The following is a 17,551-nucleotide window of genomic DNA, read 5'->3' on the forward strand; positions in this document are numbered from 1 at the left end:
TTTTAATATTATTAAACAGAAGCCTCTCATTGTGAGAGGCTTTTATTTGATGGCTTATACTCCGGCTGCTTTTTTCAACAATTCAACCGCTTCTGTCAGTTGATTCTCATTCAAAGAAGCAAACCCAAACCGGCAGGCATTCAACAGGGCGTTTTTTCCGGTACAATAAACAGTCCCGGAAACAACCAAACCATCTTTATGTGCTTTCTTCAAAATATCCGACAATTTAAATTCAGAATTAAATCTAAGCCATAATGCCATTCCTCCCGTTGGTTTTGTAAAAGTAACAACATCAGTCAATTCTTTACTGATCAATTCTGAAACCAGATCACATCGTTGGGCATACAAACGGTTGGATCTCTGAATATGACGGGCTAGATCACCATTGTTAATGAGTCCGGCTGCTGCCTCTTCAATAATAGCATCACCCCTGATATCAATAAGTTTTCTAAGCTTACGGGCAGCTTCTAAAAAATCAGCTGTAGCCACCATATATCCAAGGCGGAAAGGAGTCCCAAGAACTTTTGTAAGAGAACCTATATAAATAACTCTTCCATTATGATCCCCACTGGCCAGAGGAAGATAAGGGTCATATTTAAACTGAAAATCATAATCGTAATCGTCTTCAATAACTGCAATATCATATGATTTAATCAATTTCAGCATATGTTGTCTTCTTTCTACACTCATCGTCACTGTAGTAGGATGATGATGATGAGGGATAATGTAGATCATTTTAATATCATTTTTCTGCAGAACCTCCTCAACCGATCGTGTGCACATTCCTTCATTATCTACGGGTACGCGGATAAGCTCGGCCCCTAATTTTTCAAAAACAAGATTTGCGATAAAGTAGCTCGGGTCGCTTACAATTACTTTATCACCTGGCTTTATAATAAGCGAAGCAGCAATATAAATTGCCATTTGCGCACCACGTGTGGTAAAAATATTTTCTATCTCCATATCCAATCCTCGGGTATGCTTCAGAAAAGTAGATAATGCAATAGAAAGATTGGAGTTTTCTGATATCCTATGCCTCAAAACAGCTTTATATGTAATTTCATCCAATGCCTTTTTAAACTGTTTGGTTATGGTTGTAACCGGTAAAAGTGAAATATCCGGTAAACCATCATCGATAATTATCCTGCTGTTTTCAACAGAGAGAACAGGATTTAAGATCATTTCCAAACGTTCAAAGTTGATTGCTCCTTTATGCGCAAAGGCACTTATTTTATTTTTTTTTATAAGATCTGGGTTTAATCCGGGGCAAATCATAAGATACCCTATATCCTTTCCTCGGCAGATTATCCACCCAATCTTCTGATACCAGAACATCATAAGCTGCAGTAATTGTCTTTCGATGAAGCTGAAGATCAAATGCAAGACCTCTGGTACTTGGCAACAGGGTTCCGGGAAGGAGCTTTCCTTCCTGAATTAATGAAATAAGCTGGGCTGCAATCTGTCGATACAGAGGTTCAGTTGTATCCGCATCAATGAGAATCAGATTCTTATAAGGAAGCATAATCTGGAATTTACTACTACAAATATAAATAATCTGGACTACCAAATTAAATAAATCTGGCCCCGATTACCACCTTTCCTGCGGTCTAATTTTGTATCATTAAAACAAATAAAACAATTGAAGTTAAACTACTTGTATTAATTAAAATTTAGTTATGAAAAAGAGACTCGCATTACAGAAATACCTGCCACAGGCTTATCAATTGATGAAAGAAATGGACGACCTTATTAAAAAAGGCATAGACCCTCTTCATTTTGAATTAATCAAGATCCGCGGTTCACAATTAAACGGTTGTGCATATTGCCTTAATAAACATATTACTGATGCTGTTCAATATGGAGAAAATCCACAGCGGATTTACGTATTGAGTGCCTGGCATGAGGCTAAAAACTGGTTTACTACTGAAGAACAGATTATTTTACAGCTTACTGAAGAGATTACATTAATAGGCTCTCATGGAATAAGCGATAGCGTATATGACAAAGCTGTAGAAACTTTCGGAGAAGAAAAAACAGCTCATTTGATATTAGCCGTTATCAGCATCAATAGCTGGAACCGTATTGGTGTTGGTCTTCAGATGCACCCCGTACAATACAAAAATCAATAAATAATGGAAGTAAAAGAAGCAAAAACAAGAGCAGACATAGAATTTTGCAAAGAAGTAATTCTTCAGTTCCGTACGAATCTGAAGGAAGATAATTATGTTGATCAGATTATAGAAATGATGAATGAGGAAGGTTTTAAACTACATTATATCCCCAACGATACCAATACAAAAGCTGTAGCATTTATTGGCTACCGCCCGCTACAAATGCTGAGGACCGGTAAGATTATTTATATAGATGATCTGTTCACTTCTTCTGAATGTCGTAGTAAAGGATTTGCAGGTTTGTTATTGGATCACGTAACCAAAGAAGCGGAAACAACAGGAATACAGTCTGTTCATCTGGATAGTGGTTATATGCTCCATGACGCACACCGTTTATATCTTAATAAAGGCTATGTCCTTGCCTGTAATCATTTTGCAAAAAAGATTTCTTAACTGATGTAAAAAAAGCAATCTGACAAACGGAAATCTACCACTCAATCTAACTATCTAAAAATCAATAAAATAAAAATGATCAGTTATCAAATAGAAGAAAAAATAAGCACTGAAGAGTTTACCGATATTCTCCTCACTTCAACCCTTGGCGAAAGAAGACCTGTAAATAACTCCAGAAGAATCAATGGAATGCTGGAACATGCAAACCTCATTGTAACAGCGCGTGATCAGGGAAAGCTGGTAGGAATTGCCAGATCGTTAACAGATTTCGTTTACTGCACTTATCTATCAGATCTTGCCGTGGATAAAGCATACCAGAAAACAGGCATCGGAAAAGAACTTATCCGTTTAACTAAAAAAGAAACTCCCGAAGCAAAACTTATCTTGCTGGCAGCTCCAAAAGCGATACATTATTATCCTAAGATTGGAATGGTACAGTGGGAACAATGCTACATTCTGGATGATATTGATGCTCTTAAATAATAAGTTGAATTCATCACCTTTTTTGTGATTAACTAAATAAACAAACATATTATTTTATCATTATGGATAAGGCAATATTTTCGTTTTAACAATTCCCCACCTATCTTTTGGGTTAAGTAGAAGTAGACTAAAGAAAAAAAAGGTTCTTTAATGTTAATATATCCTAATGTTCTTTTCATATTTCTTTTTTTGAGGTAACTTAGTATGTATAATAAAAAACACCTGAAATGAACACCCCAAACGCAAAATCTGTACAACAAATCACTATTGATGGAAAATCTTATACTTATAGCTCTTTAAGAAACCTGCCGGGAGGTGTGGATCATCTTCCGTTCAGTATCCGTATTCTTCTAGAAAATGTTTTAAGGAATTATGACGGCTTTGGTATTACAGACGAACATATCAATACCTTACTGCAATGGACACCTGCTCCTAATGATAAGGATATCCCTTTTAAACCCGCCAGGATCCTGATGCAGGATTTCACCGGAGTACCGGCAGTAGTAGATATGGCTTCTTTAAGGGCAGAATTTGTGAGGCAGGGAAAAAACGGACAAAAGATCAATCCAGCTATTCCGGTAGATCTGGTTATCGACCATTCCGTTCAAGTAGACTATTTCGGAACCGATTATTCTTATGACCGGAATGTAGAACTGGAGTTTGAAAGGAATAAGGAACGGTATGAAGTCCTGAAATGGGCACAACACGGATTGAATAATTTTACCGTAGTTCCTCCCGGAATGGGAATATGCCATCAGGTTAACCTGGAATATTTAGCAAAAGGGGTGATCAGCAGAGACGGATGGCTCTTTCCTGATACATTGGTAGGAACAGACTCACATACACCAATGGTAAACGGAATCGGGGTTATCGCCTGGGGTGTTGGTGGGATAGAAGCGGAAGCAGCTATGCTGGGACAGCCTATTTTCTTTACCTGTCCTGAGGTAGTAGGTTTAAAACTGACAGGAAAAATTCCTGATCATTGTACTGCTACCGATATGGTTCTTTCAATCACAAAGATCCTCAGAAACCAGGGAGTAGTTGGGAAATTTGTGGAAGTCTTTGGTGAAGGGCTGGATCATTTAACGGTTACCGACCGTGCTACCATTTCCAATATGTCTCCGGAATTCGGATGTACGGTTACTTATTTCCCTATCGACTCACGTACTTTGGAATACATGCATGCTACCAACCGTTCTCCGGAACAGATCAAAATTGTTGAGGAATACTGCAAAGAAAATCTTTTATGGAGAACCGGAACGGAAGAAATTAAATATTCATCCGTCGCAGAACTTGATCTGTCGACTCTTGAACCAACGGTATCCGGGCCTAAACGTCCTCAGGATAAAATCTTAGTTAAAGATCTTAGCCAGAGATTTTCTGAAGTTTTAAAAGACGAGCATCATCGTAATTACGAACCTATTTCCAAAAGAACAGAATATGCCTGGTTAGCGGACGGAGGTTCGGGAACGGAATTTACGTTTGGAAAAGTTCCTATTGAAGGAGAACTTCATTCGGAAGTTATTCAGGACTCTTTACGAACTGTAAGGATCAAACAAAATAATTCTGAATTTGTCTTAAGTGACGGAAGCATTGTTATTGCAGCGATTACCAGTTGCACCAACACATCAAACCCTGCTGTTATGGTAGGAGCAGGGCTTTTAGCCCGAAATGCCATAGAAAAAGGACTTCGAACAAAATCATGGGTTAAGACATCTCTGGCACCAGGTTCCAAAGTCGTTACAAAATACCTTGAAAGATCCGGACTTAATACAGATCTGGAGGCACTTCGCTTTCATACAGTCGGCTATGGCTGTACCTCATGTATCGGAAATTCAGGACCACTTCCACCTGCTATTGCAACAGCAGTTGATAACGGCGAGCTGGTAGTAGCTTCGGTACTTTCCGGAAACAGGAATTTTGAGGCAAGAGTGCATCCGCAGGTTAAGATGAATTTTCTCATGTCACCAATGTTGGTTGTTGCCTATGCTTTGGTTGGACATGTTGATATCAATTTAATTACAGATCCTCTGGACTATGATCCGAATGGGCAGCCTGTCTATTTAAAAGACATCTGGCCTTCACGCGAAGAGATCCAAAGAACGATCAATGAGTGCATGAAACAGGAAGATTTTGAAGACGTTTATAATGTAATCTTTGATGGTTCAGAAGACTGGCAGGATCTTGAAGTTAACCTGGATCAGAATTTCGAATGGAACAAAAGCTCAACCTATATCAAAGAAGCTCCTTTTTTTGAAAATATCAAGGCTCAGCCGGATCCTGTAACCGATATAAAAAATGCAAAAGTGCTGCTGTATCTCGGAGATTCTGTAACCACCGATCACATTTCACCGGCGGGATCTTTTAAAGAAGACTCTGCGGCAGGAAGTTATCTGAAAGCCAATAATGTAAACAAAGAAGATTTTAATTCTTATGGTTCCAGAAGAGGAAATCATGAAGTGATGATGCGCGGAACTTTTGCCAACGTAAGGATAAAAAATAAAATAGCTGACAGAGAGGGTGGATACAGTCGTTATTTACCTACAGGAGAAGTTAAAACGGTTTTTGATACCGCCATGCAATACCAAAAAGACCATACACCGCTGATTATTTTAGCGGGTAAAGAATATGGATCAGGATCCTCCCGTGACTGGGCTGCAAAAGGAACTTTCCTGTTAGGTGTAAAAGCGGTGATCGCTGAAAGCTTTGAACGTATCCATAGAAGCAATCTGGTTGGAATGGGTGTGGCACCATTGGTTTTCAATGATGGAGAAAATGCAGCCTCTTTAGGATTGGACGGAACGGAAACGTATACCATCACCGGTTTAGAGGAAAATCTGGTTCCGCATAAAATGCTTAATGTAAAAGCTGTACATCCTTCAGGAAAAGAAACAGTATTCACCGTTAAGGCAAGATTAGATTCGGCAATAGAAATTGAATATTATAAAAACCAGGGAATATTACAGTACGTTTTACGGGATTATTTAAAAAATAATTAATCTCCGGAATCCGGACTATACGATGGAATGAAAACAAGTGCAGGCATCTTATTATTTAAAAAAAGAAAATAACCATCTGTTTTATTTTCTGGTTCATCCGGGAGGCCCCTTCTGGAAGAATAAAGATAAAGGTGCCTGGTCCATTCCCAAAGGAGAAATAGAACAGGGGGAAGATCCTCTGGAACGGGCCCGCATAGAATTTAAAGAGGAAACCGGACAATCTATAGAAGGAGAATTCATAGGACTGACTCCCATCCGGCAGAAAGGAGGTAAAACAGTTCATGCCTGGGCAATAGAAACAGATATTGAAACGACACAGCTTTTCAGCAATTCTTTACAAATAGAATGGCCGCCAAGATCAGGAAAACGTATGGAAATACCGGAGGTAGACCAATGGGAATGGTTCGATTCAGAAGAAGCAAAAATACGTATTAATCCAGCGCAGGTGTTGTTCCTTTCAGAACTGGAGGAACTGTTGCAAAAGTAAGATTACAATTCTTTAATCAATCGAAAAGTAAGGTTGATCCGGGGTTGCATAGGCTTGGTTGATTTCGCAATTCTATGTTCCCAGTTAACCTGCAAATTACCTTTCATGATCAACAGCGATCCATGCGAAAGAGGGAGGCTGTATTTTAAATGATGATCATCCACTTTACGGAAATCAAAATTTCTGACCTGTCCAAGACTCAGAGAAGCGATTACAGGCCGGTTCCCCAACTCACTGTCTCTGTCCCTGTGCCACGCAACGGAATCATTGCCATTTCTGTACAGGTTCAGTAATACTGAATTGAATGTATATCCGGTTGTCTGTTCCAAACGCTGTTTCAATGCCAGTAATTCAGGGGACCATGGATTAACCACAACACGGGTACCACTTAACTGATAAGATTTGCCTTCGTCTCCATACCAAGCGGTCAGGCGTGGCGTCAAAACTTCTTTGTCATACATTTTCTGAGTCGTCTGGATCCATGGGGCAGTTTCCATTAAAAACTCCTGAAGCTCTTTTGCTTCCTGTTGTGATAGAAAATGATCCGTATATTCCAATAACTCTTTAGGAAACTGGTAATATTCTTCTGCATCAAATAAGCTAAGCTGGTCCATTGTGAGAAATTAAAAAAATATCCTTCACCGGTAAATAATCCGGTAAAGGATATTTTAATATTTTAAATTTTAATCAAGAGGCTTTCTGCCTGAAATAATATTATAAAGAACGACAATAATGGCAATAACCAATAAAACATGAACTAAATATCCGGTACTTATTCCGGGTATAACGTTTAGCATTCCTAAAAGCCAAACAACAATACAAATAACTGCGACTAACCATAATAAACTTCTCATAACTGTATATTTTAAGTGATTTATTTTATTAAAGCATACCTTATGCCTTTTGTTATTCAATTTTTATCCTGAATTCAGAACCTCAATACGTTTCTTCGTTGGTTACTCCTCTTTTCTAAAACTTACAACCTGATATTCACCATCCGAACAAAACTTTTTACAACTTTCATCATCAAATTTATCAGGAGCTTTCAGAAAAGCCTCAATGTGTTTTTGACTTTCTTCCGTATTAGCTGGGGTAATAATGATATGATAATCCTTCAATACCGTTTCATCAGCTTTTTTTAAAGATTCTTTTTTATGCTGAACTGCTTCGTTGTACTTCATATTGCTTTTTTATTACTTTTCAAAGATAAGTCTGCCCTCAAACGGCTCACTCCAACTGATAAAAATACGGTCGTTCAGTCTTCTTATCATAGCCTGTATAACCTCGTAACTTCCATCTTCATTTCTTTTCTCTACAGTAAGATTCGAGCCTTCTCCAATTTCTGTTTTTTTGTATTCAATCTGATATCGTCCGTCATCAGTGGGTACAAAATCTTCTTTATGTAAATTTCGATGTGCCATGATATAAAGTATAAGAATTCGGTTTATATAAAGAATAAATTATGCCATTTTTTACAAATATGTTATTTTTTTTCACTTTTAACATACAACACAGCAATCAATCCCATTATCAATAGCATATCTGCAGGATTTCATATATTTTGATAATCAATCATTTATAAGGTAATTCAACTTAAAACGGATTTATTTTTATCATCACTACAATCCTGATACCTTTTGATTAAGATTTTTGATATCTCTCCGCAATTCCAGAAACATATCTTTTACACTTTGGGTGTGGTCTTCATTTTCAAATTCCCGGATCGAAATTCCACAGGCATATTCCCAAACCTCCAGTAAATCACTCAAAATAATATCATAAGGCTCATAAAATGGATTGTCAGCCGCTATATGAAGTGCATTTTCTTTTCTGGATTTAAATCTTTTATAAGTAATTCCATCATTTAACGTTACAAAAATGTATGTTTTATCAGGCTTCAGGTCTTCTGTTTTTTCAATGTATTTTCCGACAATATAAGAACCATCTTTAAAAGGCGGCATCGAATCTCCTTCTACAGGAAAAGCCCTGTATTTTCCATTTGTAAGAAAGGGTAGGGAGATATTCTGGAGGCTTTCAATGTACCCTGGATCGGTATATCCGGACAGGTATCCCATTGATGCTTTCTGAGGAATAATTTCAATGCTGTTATTTCCTGATTGATCAACTACGACGGGAAGCACAATTCTGTTATCGGGAAGATTAATAATATCATTTAATGGATATTTCTTAAGGTCTATCGTTACCATCAGATCGATACTTACCCTATAGTACCTGGACATCTTAATCAATAGCTCTATCGGAGGTTGTGAAGCGCCATCTTCATACTTCGCATACCGTCCGCGCGTGATTGATAAGTTATCTGCTACGGATTGTTGAGATAATTTCAATTGATCTCTCAAATACCTTATGTTTTCTGCTAAAATTGACATTGCTATAAATTATATCAACAAATATAATAATTTTGATACAAATTGTAACTAATTTTGTTTCGTGGAACGATCGATTGTACATATGGACCTGGATACATTTTTTGTATCCTGTGAGCGTCTTAATAACTCAGAACTTAACGGAATCCCTCTGATCATAGGAGGTGGGGACCGTGGAGTAGTAGCATCATGTTCCTATGAAGCAAGAAAGTTTGGGGTACGCTCTGCCATGCCGATAAGAATGGCACTTAAGCTCTGCCCTGATGCTAAAGTGATCCGTGGAGATCATGAAATGTATTCCAACTTATCCCATCTGGTAACAGAGGTCATTCAAAGTAAAGTTCCGGTAATGGAGAAAGCCAGTATTGATGAATTTTATCTCGACCTGTCCGGAATGGATCAGTTTTTCGGATGCTATCAGTGGACTACAGAAATTGCTGCTGCCGTCACAAAAGAAACGGGACTTCCCATCAGCTTTGCATTATCCAACAACAAAACCGTCTCAAAAATCGGAAGTGGGGAATCTAAACCCGATGGAAAGCTCGAAATAAAGCCGCAGAATATGCAGGGATTTCTTAACCCTTTATCAATAAGGAAGATTCCGATGGTAGGAAATGCTACTTTTCAGCTCCTTTCAAGAATAGGAATCCGCACCATTCATACATTATCTGAAATGCCTGTTCTGGTATTACAACAGATGATCGGAAAAAACGGGATTGAACTCTGGAAAAAAGCCAATGGAATTGATGAAAATCCGGTTATTCCTTATTCAGAAAGGAAATCAATCTCAACGGAAAGAACTTTTTCGAATGATACCATGGATATGGTTTCTTTAAAAGGGCTGATATCGGGAATGGCTGAGCAGCTGGCCTATCAGCTCCGGAAAGAAAGATGGTTGACTTCAACGGTAACGATTAAGATCCGGTATTCCAATTTTGATACGGAGACCAAACAATGTAAAGTATCTTATACTTCTGCAGATCACACCCTTTCACGGGTTGCCCTGGAATTATTCCAAAAAGCCTACACCAGAAGAATGCGCCTTCGTCTGGTAGGGTTACGCTTCACAGGGCTGGTTCATGGAAACCATCAGATGGATCTTTTCGAAGATACTGAAGAGCTGATGAATCTTTATCAGTCGATGGATTATATCAAAAACCGTTTTGGAGCCCAGGCTGTCGGCAGAGCTTCCGGATTTGATTTAGAAAATAAAAACAGATTATTCTAACGCTATGTTTCTCAATTGTCATTCTTTCCACAGCCTTCGTTATGGCACACTATCCATCAAAGAGCTGGTAAAACAAGCTCAGAAATCAGGAGTCCGGGAATTGGTTTTAACGGATATCAATACCATTACCGGAATCTACGAATTTAAAACGTTATGTGACCAATGTGGTATAAAACCCATCGCCGGAGTTGAAATAAGGAAAGAAGGCAGGCTTCTGTATGTTGCTATAGCAAAAGAATTCAGCGGGATTGGAGAGGTCAACCAAATGATTACGGATTATAACTGCAATGGAAAAGACCTCACGGAAGCCGCTCCGCAATTTGCCAATGTATTTGTGATCTATCCTAAAGAAAATATTCCTGAAACACTTAGAGAAAATGAGTTTATAGGGATCCGGGAGGAAGAATTGACACTTCTTATCCGTACTGAATATCAGAACCTCATCCATAAAATGGTGGTACTGCATCCGATAACATTCGACACCAGAAAGGATTATAACCTGCACTGTATTCTTCGGGCCATAGATAACAATACACTCCTCAGTAAACTGACTGAAGATGACACCTGCCATAAAACGGAATATTTCAAACGGGAACAAAGTCTCCGTGATGCTTTTTATCAGTATCCAGAAATTATTAAAAATACACAGCATATTCTCAATTCCTGTCATTTTGAGTTTGACTATAAGAGAGTTAAAAATAAATTACATTACACCCGGTCCAAAGAAGGAGACCTTAAAATGCTGACCAGACTGGCCTATTTAGGATTAAAAAAACGCTATGGCTTAGATCATGAAATTGCCAGAGCAAGGGTTGAAATGGAGCTTAAAGTAATTGATGAACTCAATTTCAGCTCCTACTTCCTGATCGTCTGGGATATTATAAGATACAGCAACAGAATGGGATTTATGCATGTAGGACGGGGAAGTGGAGCCAACAGTATTGTAAGTTTTTGTTTAGAAATTACAGATATCTGCCCGCTGGAACTGGATCTGTATTTTGAACGCTTCCTCAATCTGAATAGGAAGACCCCTCCAGACTTTGATATTGACTGGAGCTGGCAGGAAAGGGATGCTATTCTGCAATATATTTTTGATCGCTATGGAAAAGAACATGTCGCATTTTGCGGAACTAATGTTGAATTTAAGTACAAATCGATATTGCGTGAAGTAGGAAAGGTTTTTGGTCTGCCAAAAGAAGAACTGGACGAACTAGCCAGCCAACGGATGGAACTGCATGATAAAAACCTGGTTATAGAGCATGTTCATAAATATGGTAAATTATTAGAAAAATTTCCTAATCAAAGGAGTATGCATGCTTGCGGAATTCTGATTTCGGAAGAGCCTATTACCCATTTTACAGCCCTTGAAATGCCTCCTAAAGGATTTCCCATTGTCCAGTTCGATATGAATGTTGCTGAAGATATCGGTTTTGAAAAATTTGATATACTTTCCCAAAGAGGTTTAGGAACCATTAACGATACCGTTAAGCTGATCAAAAAAACAAGGAATATTGATATAGATATTCGGGATACCTCAATTTCCAAAGATGAAGAAGTGTGTAATGAATATCTGGCACAAGGCAGAACAATAGGTTGTTTTTATATTGAAAGTCCTGCCATGCGGGGGCTCTTGCGAAGGTTGAAATGTGATAACTATAAAATTTTAGTGGCGGCTTCTTCCATTATCAGACCCGGTGTTGCCCAAAGCGGAATGATGCGTGAATACATCTTCCGGCATAACCATCCCGATCAGTTTGAATATTTTCATTCCGTATTTGAAGAACATCTGAAAGAAACTTATGGGATCATGGTGTATCAGGAGGATGTGATTAAAATCTCCCAGTATTTTGGGGGATTAACATTAGCAGATGGAGATATTCTCAGAAGGGCAATGAGCGGAAAAGGACGTTCCATTGAAAAGCTTCAGGAAGTAAAAGCAAATTTCTTTAAATCCTGTGAAGATAAAGGACATTCATTGGAACTGACTGCTGAAGCATACCGCCAGATAGAATCGTTTGCTGGTTATTCTTTCTGTAAAGCCCATTCGGCTTCCTATGCGGTAGAAAGTTATCAGAGTTTATATCTGAAAGTATATTACCCTCTAGAGTTTATGGTTTCCGTGATCAATAACATGGGTGGATTTTACCGCACCGAGGTGTACATTCATGAAACCAAAATGTCGGGTGGAATTGTCTGCAACCCTTGCGTGAACACCAGTGATTTTCAAACCACCCTGCACGGAAAAGAAATTTATCTCGGGTTAATGCATTTACAGGGGCTTGAAACCAGGATTGCCCATTTTATCGTTGAGGAAAGAGCCAGAAACGGGAATTATAAATCCCTGGAGGATTTTATCCGAAGAGTCCCTGTCGGACTTGAAACCGCACAAATACTTATTTTCATCGGAGCTTTCCGGTTTACCGGAAAACAGAAAAACGAACTACTGGTGGAAGTAAGGATGCTCCTGGTTAATTTCAAACCGGAAAACAGAGGATTGATGCTGATCGAAGAACCTGTTAAAGAATACAAGCTTCCCCGGCTGAAAAGGGAAACTTTTGAAGATGCTTTCGATGAAATTGAAATTCTGGGGTTTACCATATCATGCAGTCCTTTTGACTTGCTGAAGACCGGTTACAGAGGTTCCGTTTTTGTGAAAGACCTGCTACAGTACCATAAAAAACAGGTAAAAATGCTGGCCTACCTCATCTCCAGAAAACATGTCCCTACCAAAAAAGGAACGATGTATTTCGGAACCTGGATCGATGTGAACGGCGACTACTTTGATACTGCCCATTTTCCGGATAGTCTTGAAAAGTATACATTTCAGGGTGGGGGATGCTATCTTCTTCTAGGAACTGTGGAAGTTGATTTTCATTTTCCGACCATTACGGTTACCAAAATGGCCAAAATGCCATTCATTCCTGATCCAAGATATGCATATGACAAAGAAATGCAATACGATATTCATAAACAGATCAGAGAGGACGTAAGTATGACAAACAGGCTTCCTTATCCCCAAGCCCACGAAATCGGACTCCCCAGAAACAAGCTGAAATAAATATTTATTTCTTTTTATAAGGCAGATTCCAGATCAGGTCAGCGGCAAGATAATGGACACCACCTTTATGTATGCTGTGGCTGTCTCTGATCAGGTCATCCATATAACCGATATCTACCGTAAAAGGAGAATTGGGAATATCAAACATATAATAAGCAGCAATACGCATTTCCCGGTATCCAAAAGGGGTCCATTCCTTATCCGGCTCATTAAGATGGCTCACAGAAAATAATCCTTCTACGCTAAGCATCAATTTCTGGCTATTCTCTGATGGCAGGCTATAGGTGATCTGGCTTTTAAGACGGGTCCTTAACTGAAAATCTTCTTCCACATTATGGAAGTCAGGATCAAAAAACTTTCTGAATTCCTGTCGCACGGTATTTTTAAGCTTCCATCTTTCTCCGAGATTAAAAGTATATGCATACCTCCCATAGATCCTGAATTCCTGCTCTATACCTTCTTTTTCATAAGGGGAGACCTCATCATATTGAGGCTGACGACGATAACTGAATGCATAACTGTATTGCTGGTGCGGGGCAAACGAATGATACACCTCATGATTCAATACCAGGATCGCCTGCCTGGAAACCAAATTATTCCGGTCCGGCTCACTTTTACGGCCTATCGCAACATAACTTAAAGTTTGCTTTTTCCCCAATGAATCCATTCTACGGCGAACACCAAATGCACCCCAGAATGCTGTATTGGCTTCCCCTAAACCCGGCGGGCTGATCTGGGCTTGTAAAAAGAGACTTCCGAACAGCAATAAGGCTCCGGCAATTTTTTTTAATCTCAACGATCGTTCCCATAAAACATTCTTCATTATCACAAATTTAAAGGCTTTTTAACTCCACGTATTATTTAAATGACTTTTAAAGTGTCGAAAATCGGGACAAAATCTGGAAGAATTCTGGAATCCATGTTATAATTTTAATTAGTCTACTAAATTAATAGACTAATATGATTTATCTCATGTCCCTCCTTGGTTAAGATTTGTGAAGAATTAAATACTTTTGACACAGTTAAAAAAATAAACTTTATTCTCATGAATAAAACTTCATCTCATCCTTATTTATGCACGATGACAGCAACGGTATCCATTCAAGACGAATGGAGTACAGGCAACTGTCTTTCACAACACGATCTTATGTTACAACACATGTGTTTTGATTTTATGATGTGCTACATGATGATGAAGTCATAAGCCACCTTTACTGTAGAAATTAAAACCCAATAATTACAGGTTTTTAAACAGAAGTAATTCCCGTACAATTTAACGACTCTATTATAGCCGTCCCGGAAAAGGAGGGAGGAGGATTATTATTTCTTACCGGAAAAAAACAGTAAGCATCCATCTCATTTTTTAACCTACTTAAATTAATATATAATGAAGAAAAACCAATGTAAAATTGGTGCACTGGCCATGATCTTAATTGCAGAATTTGGCTTTGCACAAAATAGGGACAGCCTTTCCACCAAAGAGCAGTCTATAAAAGAAGTCGTGGTGGTAGCCTTTGGAAAACAGAAAAAAGAAGAAATAACAGGATCCGTACAGTCTTTAAAGACAAAAGATATTGCTAATCTCCAAAACGGAAATGTTTTACAGGGAATCGGGGGTAAAGTAGCAGGGGTACAGGTAGTATCCTCAGGTCAGCCAGGTTCACAGCCTGTCATCAGAATGAGAGGAATAGGTTCGATCAATGCTTCAAGTGATCCATTAATCGTATTGGACGGCATTCCTTATAACGGAAACCTTAACAGCATTCCGGGATCTGATATTGAAAGCATCTCCTTTCTTGAAGATGCTTCTTCCAACGCATTATATGGTTCCAGGGGAGCCAATGGTGTGATCATTGTAAACACCAAAAGGGGTAAATCCAAAGGCCTTCATATAGAAGCAGATATCAGAACAGGGGTTAATTTCAGATCTGTTGAAGATTATTCAGTGTATACTTCACCACAGGATTACTACACCGCTTATTATAACCGGGCAAGGATCGGTGAAATTGCCAGATTAACACAACCCGGAGCGGTTCCTTCCGGTACTAACCCTCATGAAGTTGGAATAATTGCTCTGACCAGCTTGAGATACAATGCCTACAATGTCCCTTTCAGTCAAATGATAGGGCAGGATGGTACCTTTAACAAAAGTGCCCAACTTATCTACCAGGACAACTGGAAAAAACTTCTTTTTAAACCCGGATTAAGAAGAGAAGCCAATGTAGGGATCAGCGCCAATAATGACCAGATAAAATCCTATACCTCCCTGAATTATTTAGATGATAAGGGATATCTTATTTCTTCCGGTTTTGAAAGATTCGGAATACGATCCAATCTGGATTATACTATCACCTCAAAGTTAAAACTGATCAGCAGCCTGTCTTATACTTACAGCCAGCAGGATTTTGGTGAATCGGGAGGATTTTCCAATCCGTTCCAGTTTGCAAGAAATATTGCTCCTTTCTATCCTGTTTTCCTTAGGAATGATAATTACCAGATCATTTATGACAATAATGGAAATCCACTCTATGATTACGGGGATTCCAGTGGTCCAAACGGAGCAGGAAGGTCTTATGCTGTCTATGAAAACCCGGTAGCCAATCTTCAGCAGGATAAATTCCGGACAACAAGCAATCTCACCAACATTAATCTGGGCCTCAATTACGAAATTGTCAAAGGATTGGATTTCACCTATAACTTTGGAGCATATCTGGAAAATCTTAAAGACCTCAGATATGGCAATACCGTCGGAGGAACTTCATCATCTGTCGGGGGAACCATCAATATGGGCTCCACATTCAAGCATACATTAAACCATCAGCAGCTCCTTACTTATCAGAAAAAACTAGACAAACATAGTTTCAATATCCTTATTGGGCATGAACTCAATAAAATAAAAAATGAAGGGTTTTCCGGATCAAAACAACAACTGTTATTACCCAACTCGTTATCTTTTGACAATGCTGTAAAAATAACAGATTTATCGGGGAATGGCTACGAATATGCTGTAGAAGGCTACTTTTCCAGATTACTTTATAACTATGATAATAAGTATTTTTTCAATGCCAATATCCGAAGAGACGGATCGTCTGTATTTTCGCCGGATAGCAGATGGGGTACCTTTTATGGTCTGGGAGCTGCATGGAATGTAGCCAAAGAAGATTTCCTTAAAGATAATGAAGTAATCAGCTCCTTAAGGTTAAAAGCTTCATACGGTCAACAGGGTAATGATAACATATTACTTAATGACGGAACAAGAGATTATTATGCATACCAGGACATCTATGGCATCAATAACTTTGGAAATGATAAGCCCGTTCTTTCCCTTAAAAAGCAGGGAAATAAGGACTTAAAATGGGAAACTTCCAAAAACCTGAATGCAGGTTTTGAAATATCCCTGCTACAAAACAGGATCAGCCTGAATGCAGATTATTTCGAAAGAAAAGTATCCGATATGATCTATATGCTTCCATTACCGCCTTCCAATGCCGGATCCTACATAAAGTACGGCAATATCGGTGACATGATCAACAGGGGAGTTCAGGCCAATCTAAGCGCTGAAATCCTGCACTCCGATCAATTCCAATGGAATGTATATGCGAATGCCACCCATTACAAAAATAAAATCACCAGATTACCGGCCGAACAAAGGAATACAGGTCTTGTTTCCGGACTTTTTATCCTTACGGAAGGAGGCGACAGGTATACTTACTATCTTAAAAAATTTGCAGGTGTAGACCCTTCTAACGGAGATGCTTTATGGTACCGTACAGCATTAAACCCTAATACCCAGAAAGAGGAAACAACTGTTACCCGGAATTATAAGGATGCAACAGATTACAATACGGGTAAATCCGCCATTCCAAAAGTATACGGTGGTTTCGGAACTGATTTTACTTATAAAGGATTTAACCTGGCTGTAAATTTCTCTTATCAGTTCGGTGGATACGGCTATGATGATATTTACAGATCTTTATTCCATTCCGATAGCTATGCTTCTAATTACTCTACAGATCTAAGCAAAACATGGACACCGGAAAATCCGGGTGCACAGCTTCCAAGGGTAGATCTTACCTCTACGAATCAGAATGGAAACTCCACGCTTTATCTTATAAAATCGGATTATATCAGTCTTCAGGATGTTACATTATCCTATCAGCTTCCGGACGGATTTCCGCAGCAGGCAGGTTTATCGGGGCTGAAAATTTACGTTACAGGAAACAACCTTTACCTATGGTCTAAAAGAAAAGGTTATGATCCGAGAGCTTCATTAACCGGCGTATCCGATCCATACCGTTACTCTTTATTATCCAGTGTTTCCCTAGGTTTTAAATTAACATTTTAA

The 17,551-nt window shown here is 38.7% G+C and carries 16 protein-coding genes; 8 read left to right on the forward strand and 8 right to left on the reverse strand.

Translation table 11 applies throughout. The features are described 5' to 3' along the window. Positions 1-54: 54 nt before the first annotated feature. Positions 55-1,182, reverse strand: coding sequence for an aminotransferase-like domain-containing protein (locus ACJ5H0_RS03060; protein WP_411247087.1), 1,128 nt, complete (start codon positions 1,180-1,182; stop codon positions 55-57). A 49-nt stretch (positions 1,183-1,231) separates the two neighbouring features. Next, entirely contained in the window at positions 1,232-1,522 is a 291-nt protein-coding gene (locus tag ACJ5H0_RS03065) for a GntR family transcriptional regulator (protein WP_411247090.1), read from the reverse strand. Between the two features lie 154 nt (positions 1,523-1,676). On the opposite strand from ACJ5H0_RS03065, the gene ACJ5H0_RS03070 reads away from it, so the two are divergent. The 5 genes from ACJ5H0_RS03070 (at position 1,677) to ACJ5H0_RS03090 (ending at position 6,533) form a co-directional block, all read left to right on the forward strand. Then, positions 1,677-2,129: a carboxymuconolactone decarboxylase family protein gene (locus ACJ5H0_RS03070; RefSeq protein ID WP_411247092.1), complete on the forward strand. Its 453-nt coding sequence runs from the start codon at positions 1,677-1,679 to the stop codon at positions 2,127-2,129. Between the two features lie 3 nt (positions 2,130-2,132). After that, the gene (locus ACJ5H0_RS03075) at positions 2,133-2,564 is read left to right on the forward strand and encodes a GNAT family N-acetyltransferase (RefSeq protein ID WP_411247094.1); all 432 of its coding nucleotides are present in this window, start codon (positions 2,133-2,135) and stop codon (positions 2,562-2,564) included. Positions 2,565-2,639: 75 nt separating this feature from the next. After that, positions 2,640-3,047 carry a GNAT family N-acetyltransferase gene (locus ACJ5H0_RS03080; protein WP_273648051.1) on the forward strand — a complete coding sequence of 136 codons (408 nt, stop codon included), beginning with the start codon at positions 2,640-2,642 and terminating at the stop codon, positions 3,045-3,047. Between the two features lie 227 nt (positions 3,048-3,274). Then, positions 3,275-6,046 (forward strand): aconitate hydratase AcnA, encoded by a 2,772-nt coding sequence (acnA, locus tag ACJ5H0_RS03085; protein ID WP_306612371.1) that lies wholly within the window; start codon positions 3,275-3,277, stop codon positions 6,044-6,046. Positions 6,047-6,083: 37 nt separating this feature from the next. Further along, positions 6,084-6,533: an NUDIX hydrolase gene (locus ACJ5H0_RS03090; RefSeq protein WP_411247101.1), complete on the forward strand. Its 450-nt coding sequence runs from the start codon at positions 6,084-6,086 to the stop codon at positions 6,531-6,533. A gap of 2 nt (positions 6,534-6,535) precedes the next feature. On the opposite strand, the gene ACJ5H0_RS03095 is transcribed toward ACJ5H0_RS03090, so the two are convergent. The 5 genes from ACJ5H0_RS03095 to ACJ5H0_RS03115 all read right to left on the reverse strand — a co-directional run bounded on the left by ACJ5H0_RS03095 (position 6,536) and on the right by ACJ5H0_RS03115 (position 8,923). After that, positions 6,536-7,147 carry an alpha-ketoglutarate-dependent dioxygenase AlkB family protein gene (locus tag ACJ5H0_RS03095; protein WP_273648053.1) on the reverse strand — a complete coding sequence of 204 codons (612 nt, stop codon included), beginning with the start codon at positions 7,145-7,147 and terminating at the stop codon, positions 6,536-6,538. A 69-nt stretch (positions 7,148-7,216) separates the two neighbouring features. Continuing rightward, a complete protein-coding gene (locus tag ACJ5H0_RS03100; protein ID WP_172282659.1) occupies positions 7,217-7,387 on the reverse strand; it encodes a lmo0937 family membrane protein in 171 nt (56 codons plus the stop codon). 102 nt (positions 7,388-7,489) lie between these two features. After that, positions 7,490-7,714 carry a hypothetical protein gene (locus tag ACJ5H0_RS03105; protein ID WP_273648055.1) on the reverse strand — a complete coding sequence of 75 codons (225 nt, stop codon included), beginning with the start codon at positions 7,712-7,714 and terminating at the stop codon, positions 7,490-7,492. A gap of 12 nt (positions 7,715-7,726) precedes the next feature. Beyond that, positions 7,727-7,954 (reverse strand): glutathione synthase, encoded by a 228-nt coding sequence (locus ACJ5H0_RS03110; protein WP_411247109.1) that lies wholly within the window; start codon positions 7,952-7,954, stop codon positions 7,727-7,729. A gap of 198 nt (positions 7,955-8,152) precedes the next feature. Next, positions 8,153-8,923 (reverse strand): XRE family transcriptional regulator, encoded by a 771-nt coding sequence (locus ACJ5H0_RS03115; protein ID WP_273648057.1) that lies wholly within the window; start codon positions 8,921-8,923, stop codon positions 8,153-8,155. Positions 8,924-8,984: 61 nt separating this feature from the next. Here ACJ5H0_RS03115 and dinB point away from each other — a divergent pair, with 61 nt between their 5' ends. Both dinB and ACJ5H0_RS03125 read left to right on the forward strand, forming a co-directional pair. Further along, a complete protein-coding gene (gene dinB, locus ACJ5H0_RS03120; RefSeq protein ID WP_172282651.1) occupies positions 8,985-10,148 on the forward strand; it encodes a DNA polymerase IV in 1,164 nt (387 codons plus the stop codon). Between the two features lie 4 nt (positions 10,149-10,152). After that, positions 10,153-13,206 (forward strand): DNA polymerase III subunit alpha, encoded by a 3,054-nt coding sequence (locus ACJ5H0_RS03125; RefSeq protein ID WP_411247114.1) that lies wholly within the window; start codon positions 10,153-10,155, stop codon positions 13,204-13,206. Between the two features lie 4 nt (positions 13,207-13,210). Here the strand turns inward: ACJ5H0_RS03125 and ACJ5H0_RS03130 are convergent, their stop codons facing one another. Then, positions 13,211-14,029, reverse strand: a complete 819-nt coding sequence (locus tag ACJ5H0_RS03130) for a hypothetical protein (RefSeq protein ID WP_411247117.1) — start codon at positions 14,027-14,029, stop codon at positions 13,211-13,213. 564 nt (positions 14,030-14,593) lie between these two features. Here ACJ5H0_RS03130 and ACJ5H0_RS03135 point away from each other — a divergent pair. After that, positions 14,594-17,551 (forward strand): SusC/RagA family TonB-linked outer membrane protein, encoded by a 2,958-nt coding sequence (locus ACJ5H0_RS03135; protein WP_411247119.1) that lies wholly within the window; start codon positions 14,594-14,596, stop codon positions 17,549-17,551.

The sequence above is a fragment of the Chryseobacterium proteolyticum genome (assembly GCF_046591535.1).
GTDB lineage: Bacteria > Bacteroidota > Bacteroidia > Flavobacteriales > Weeksellaceae > Chryseobacterium > Chryseobacterium proteolyticum.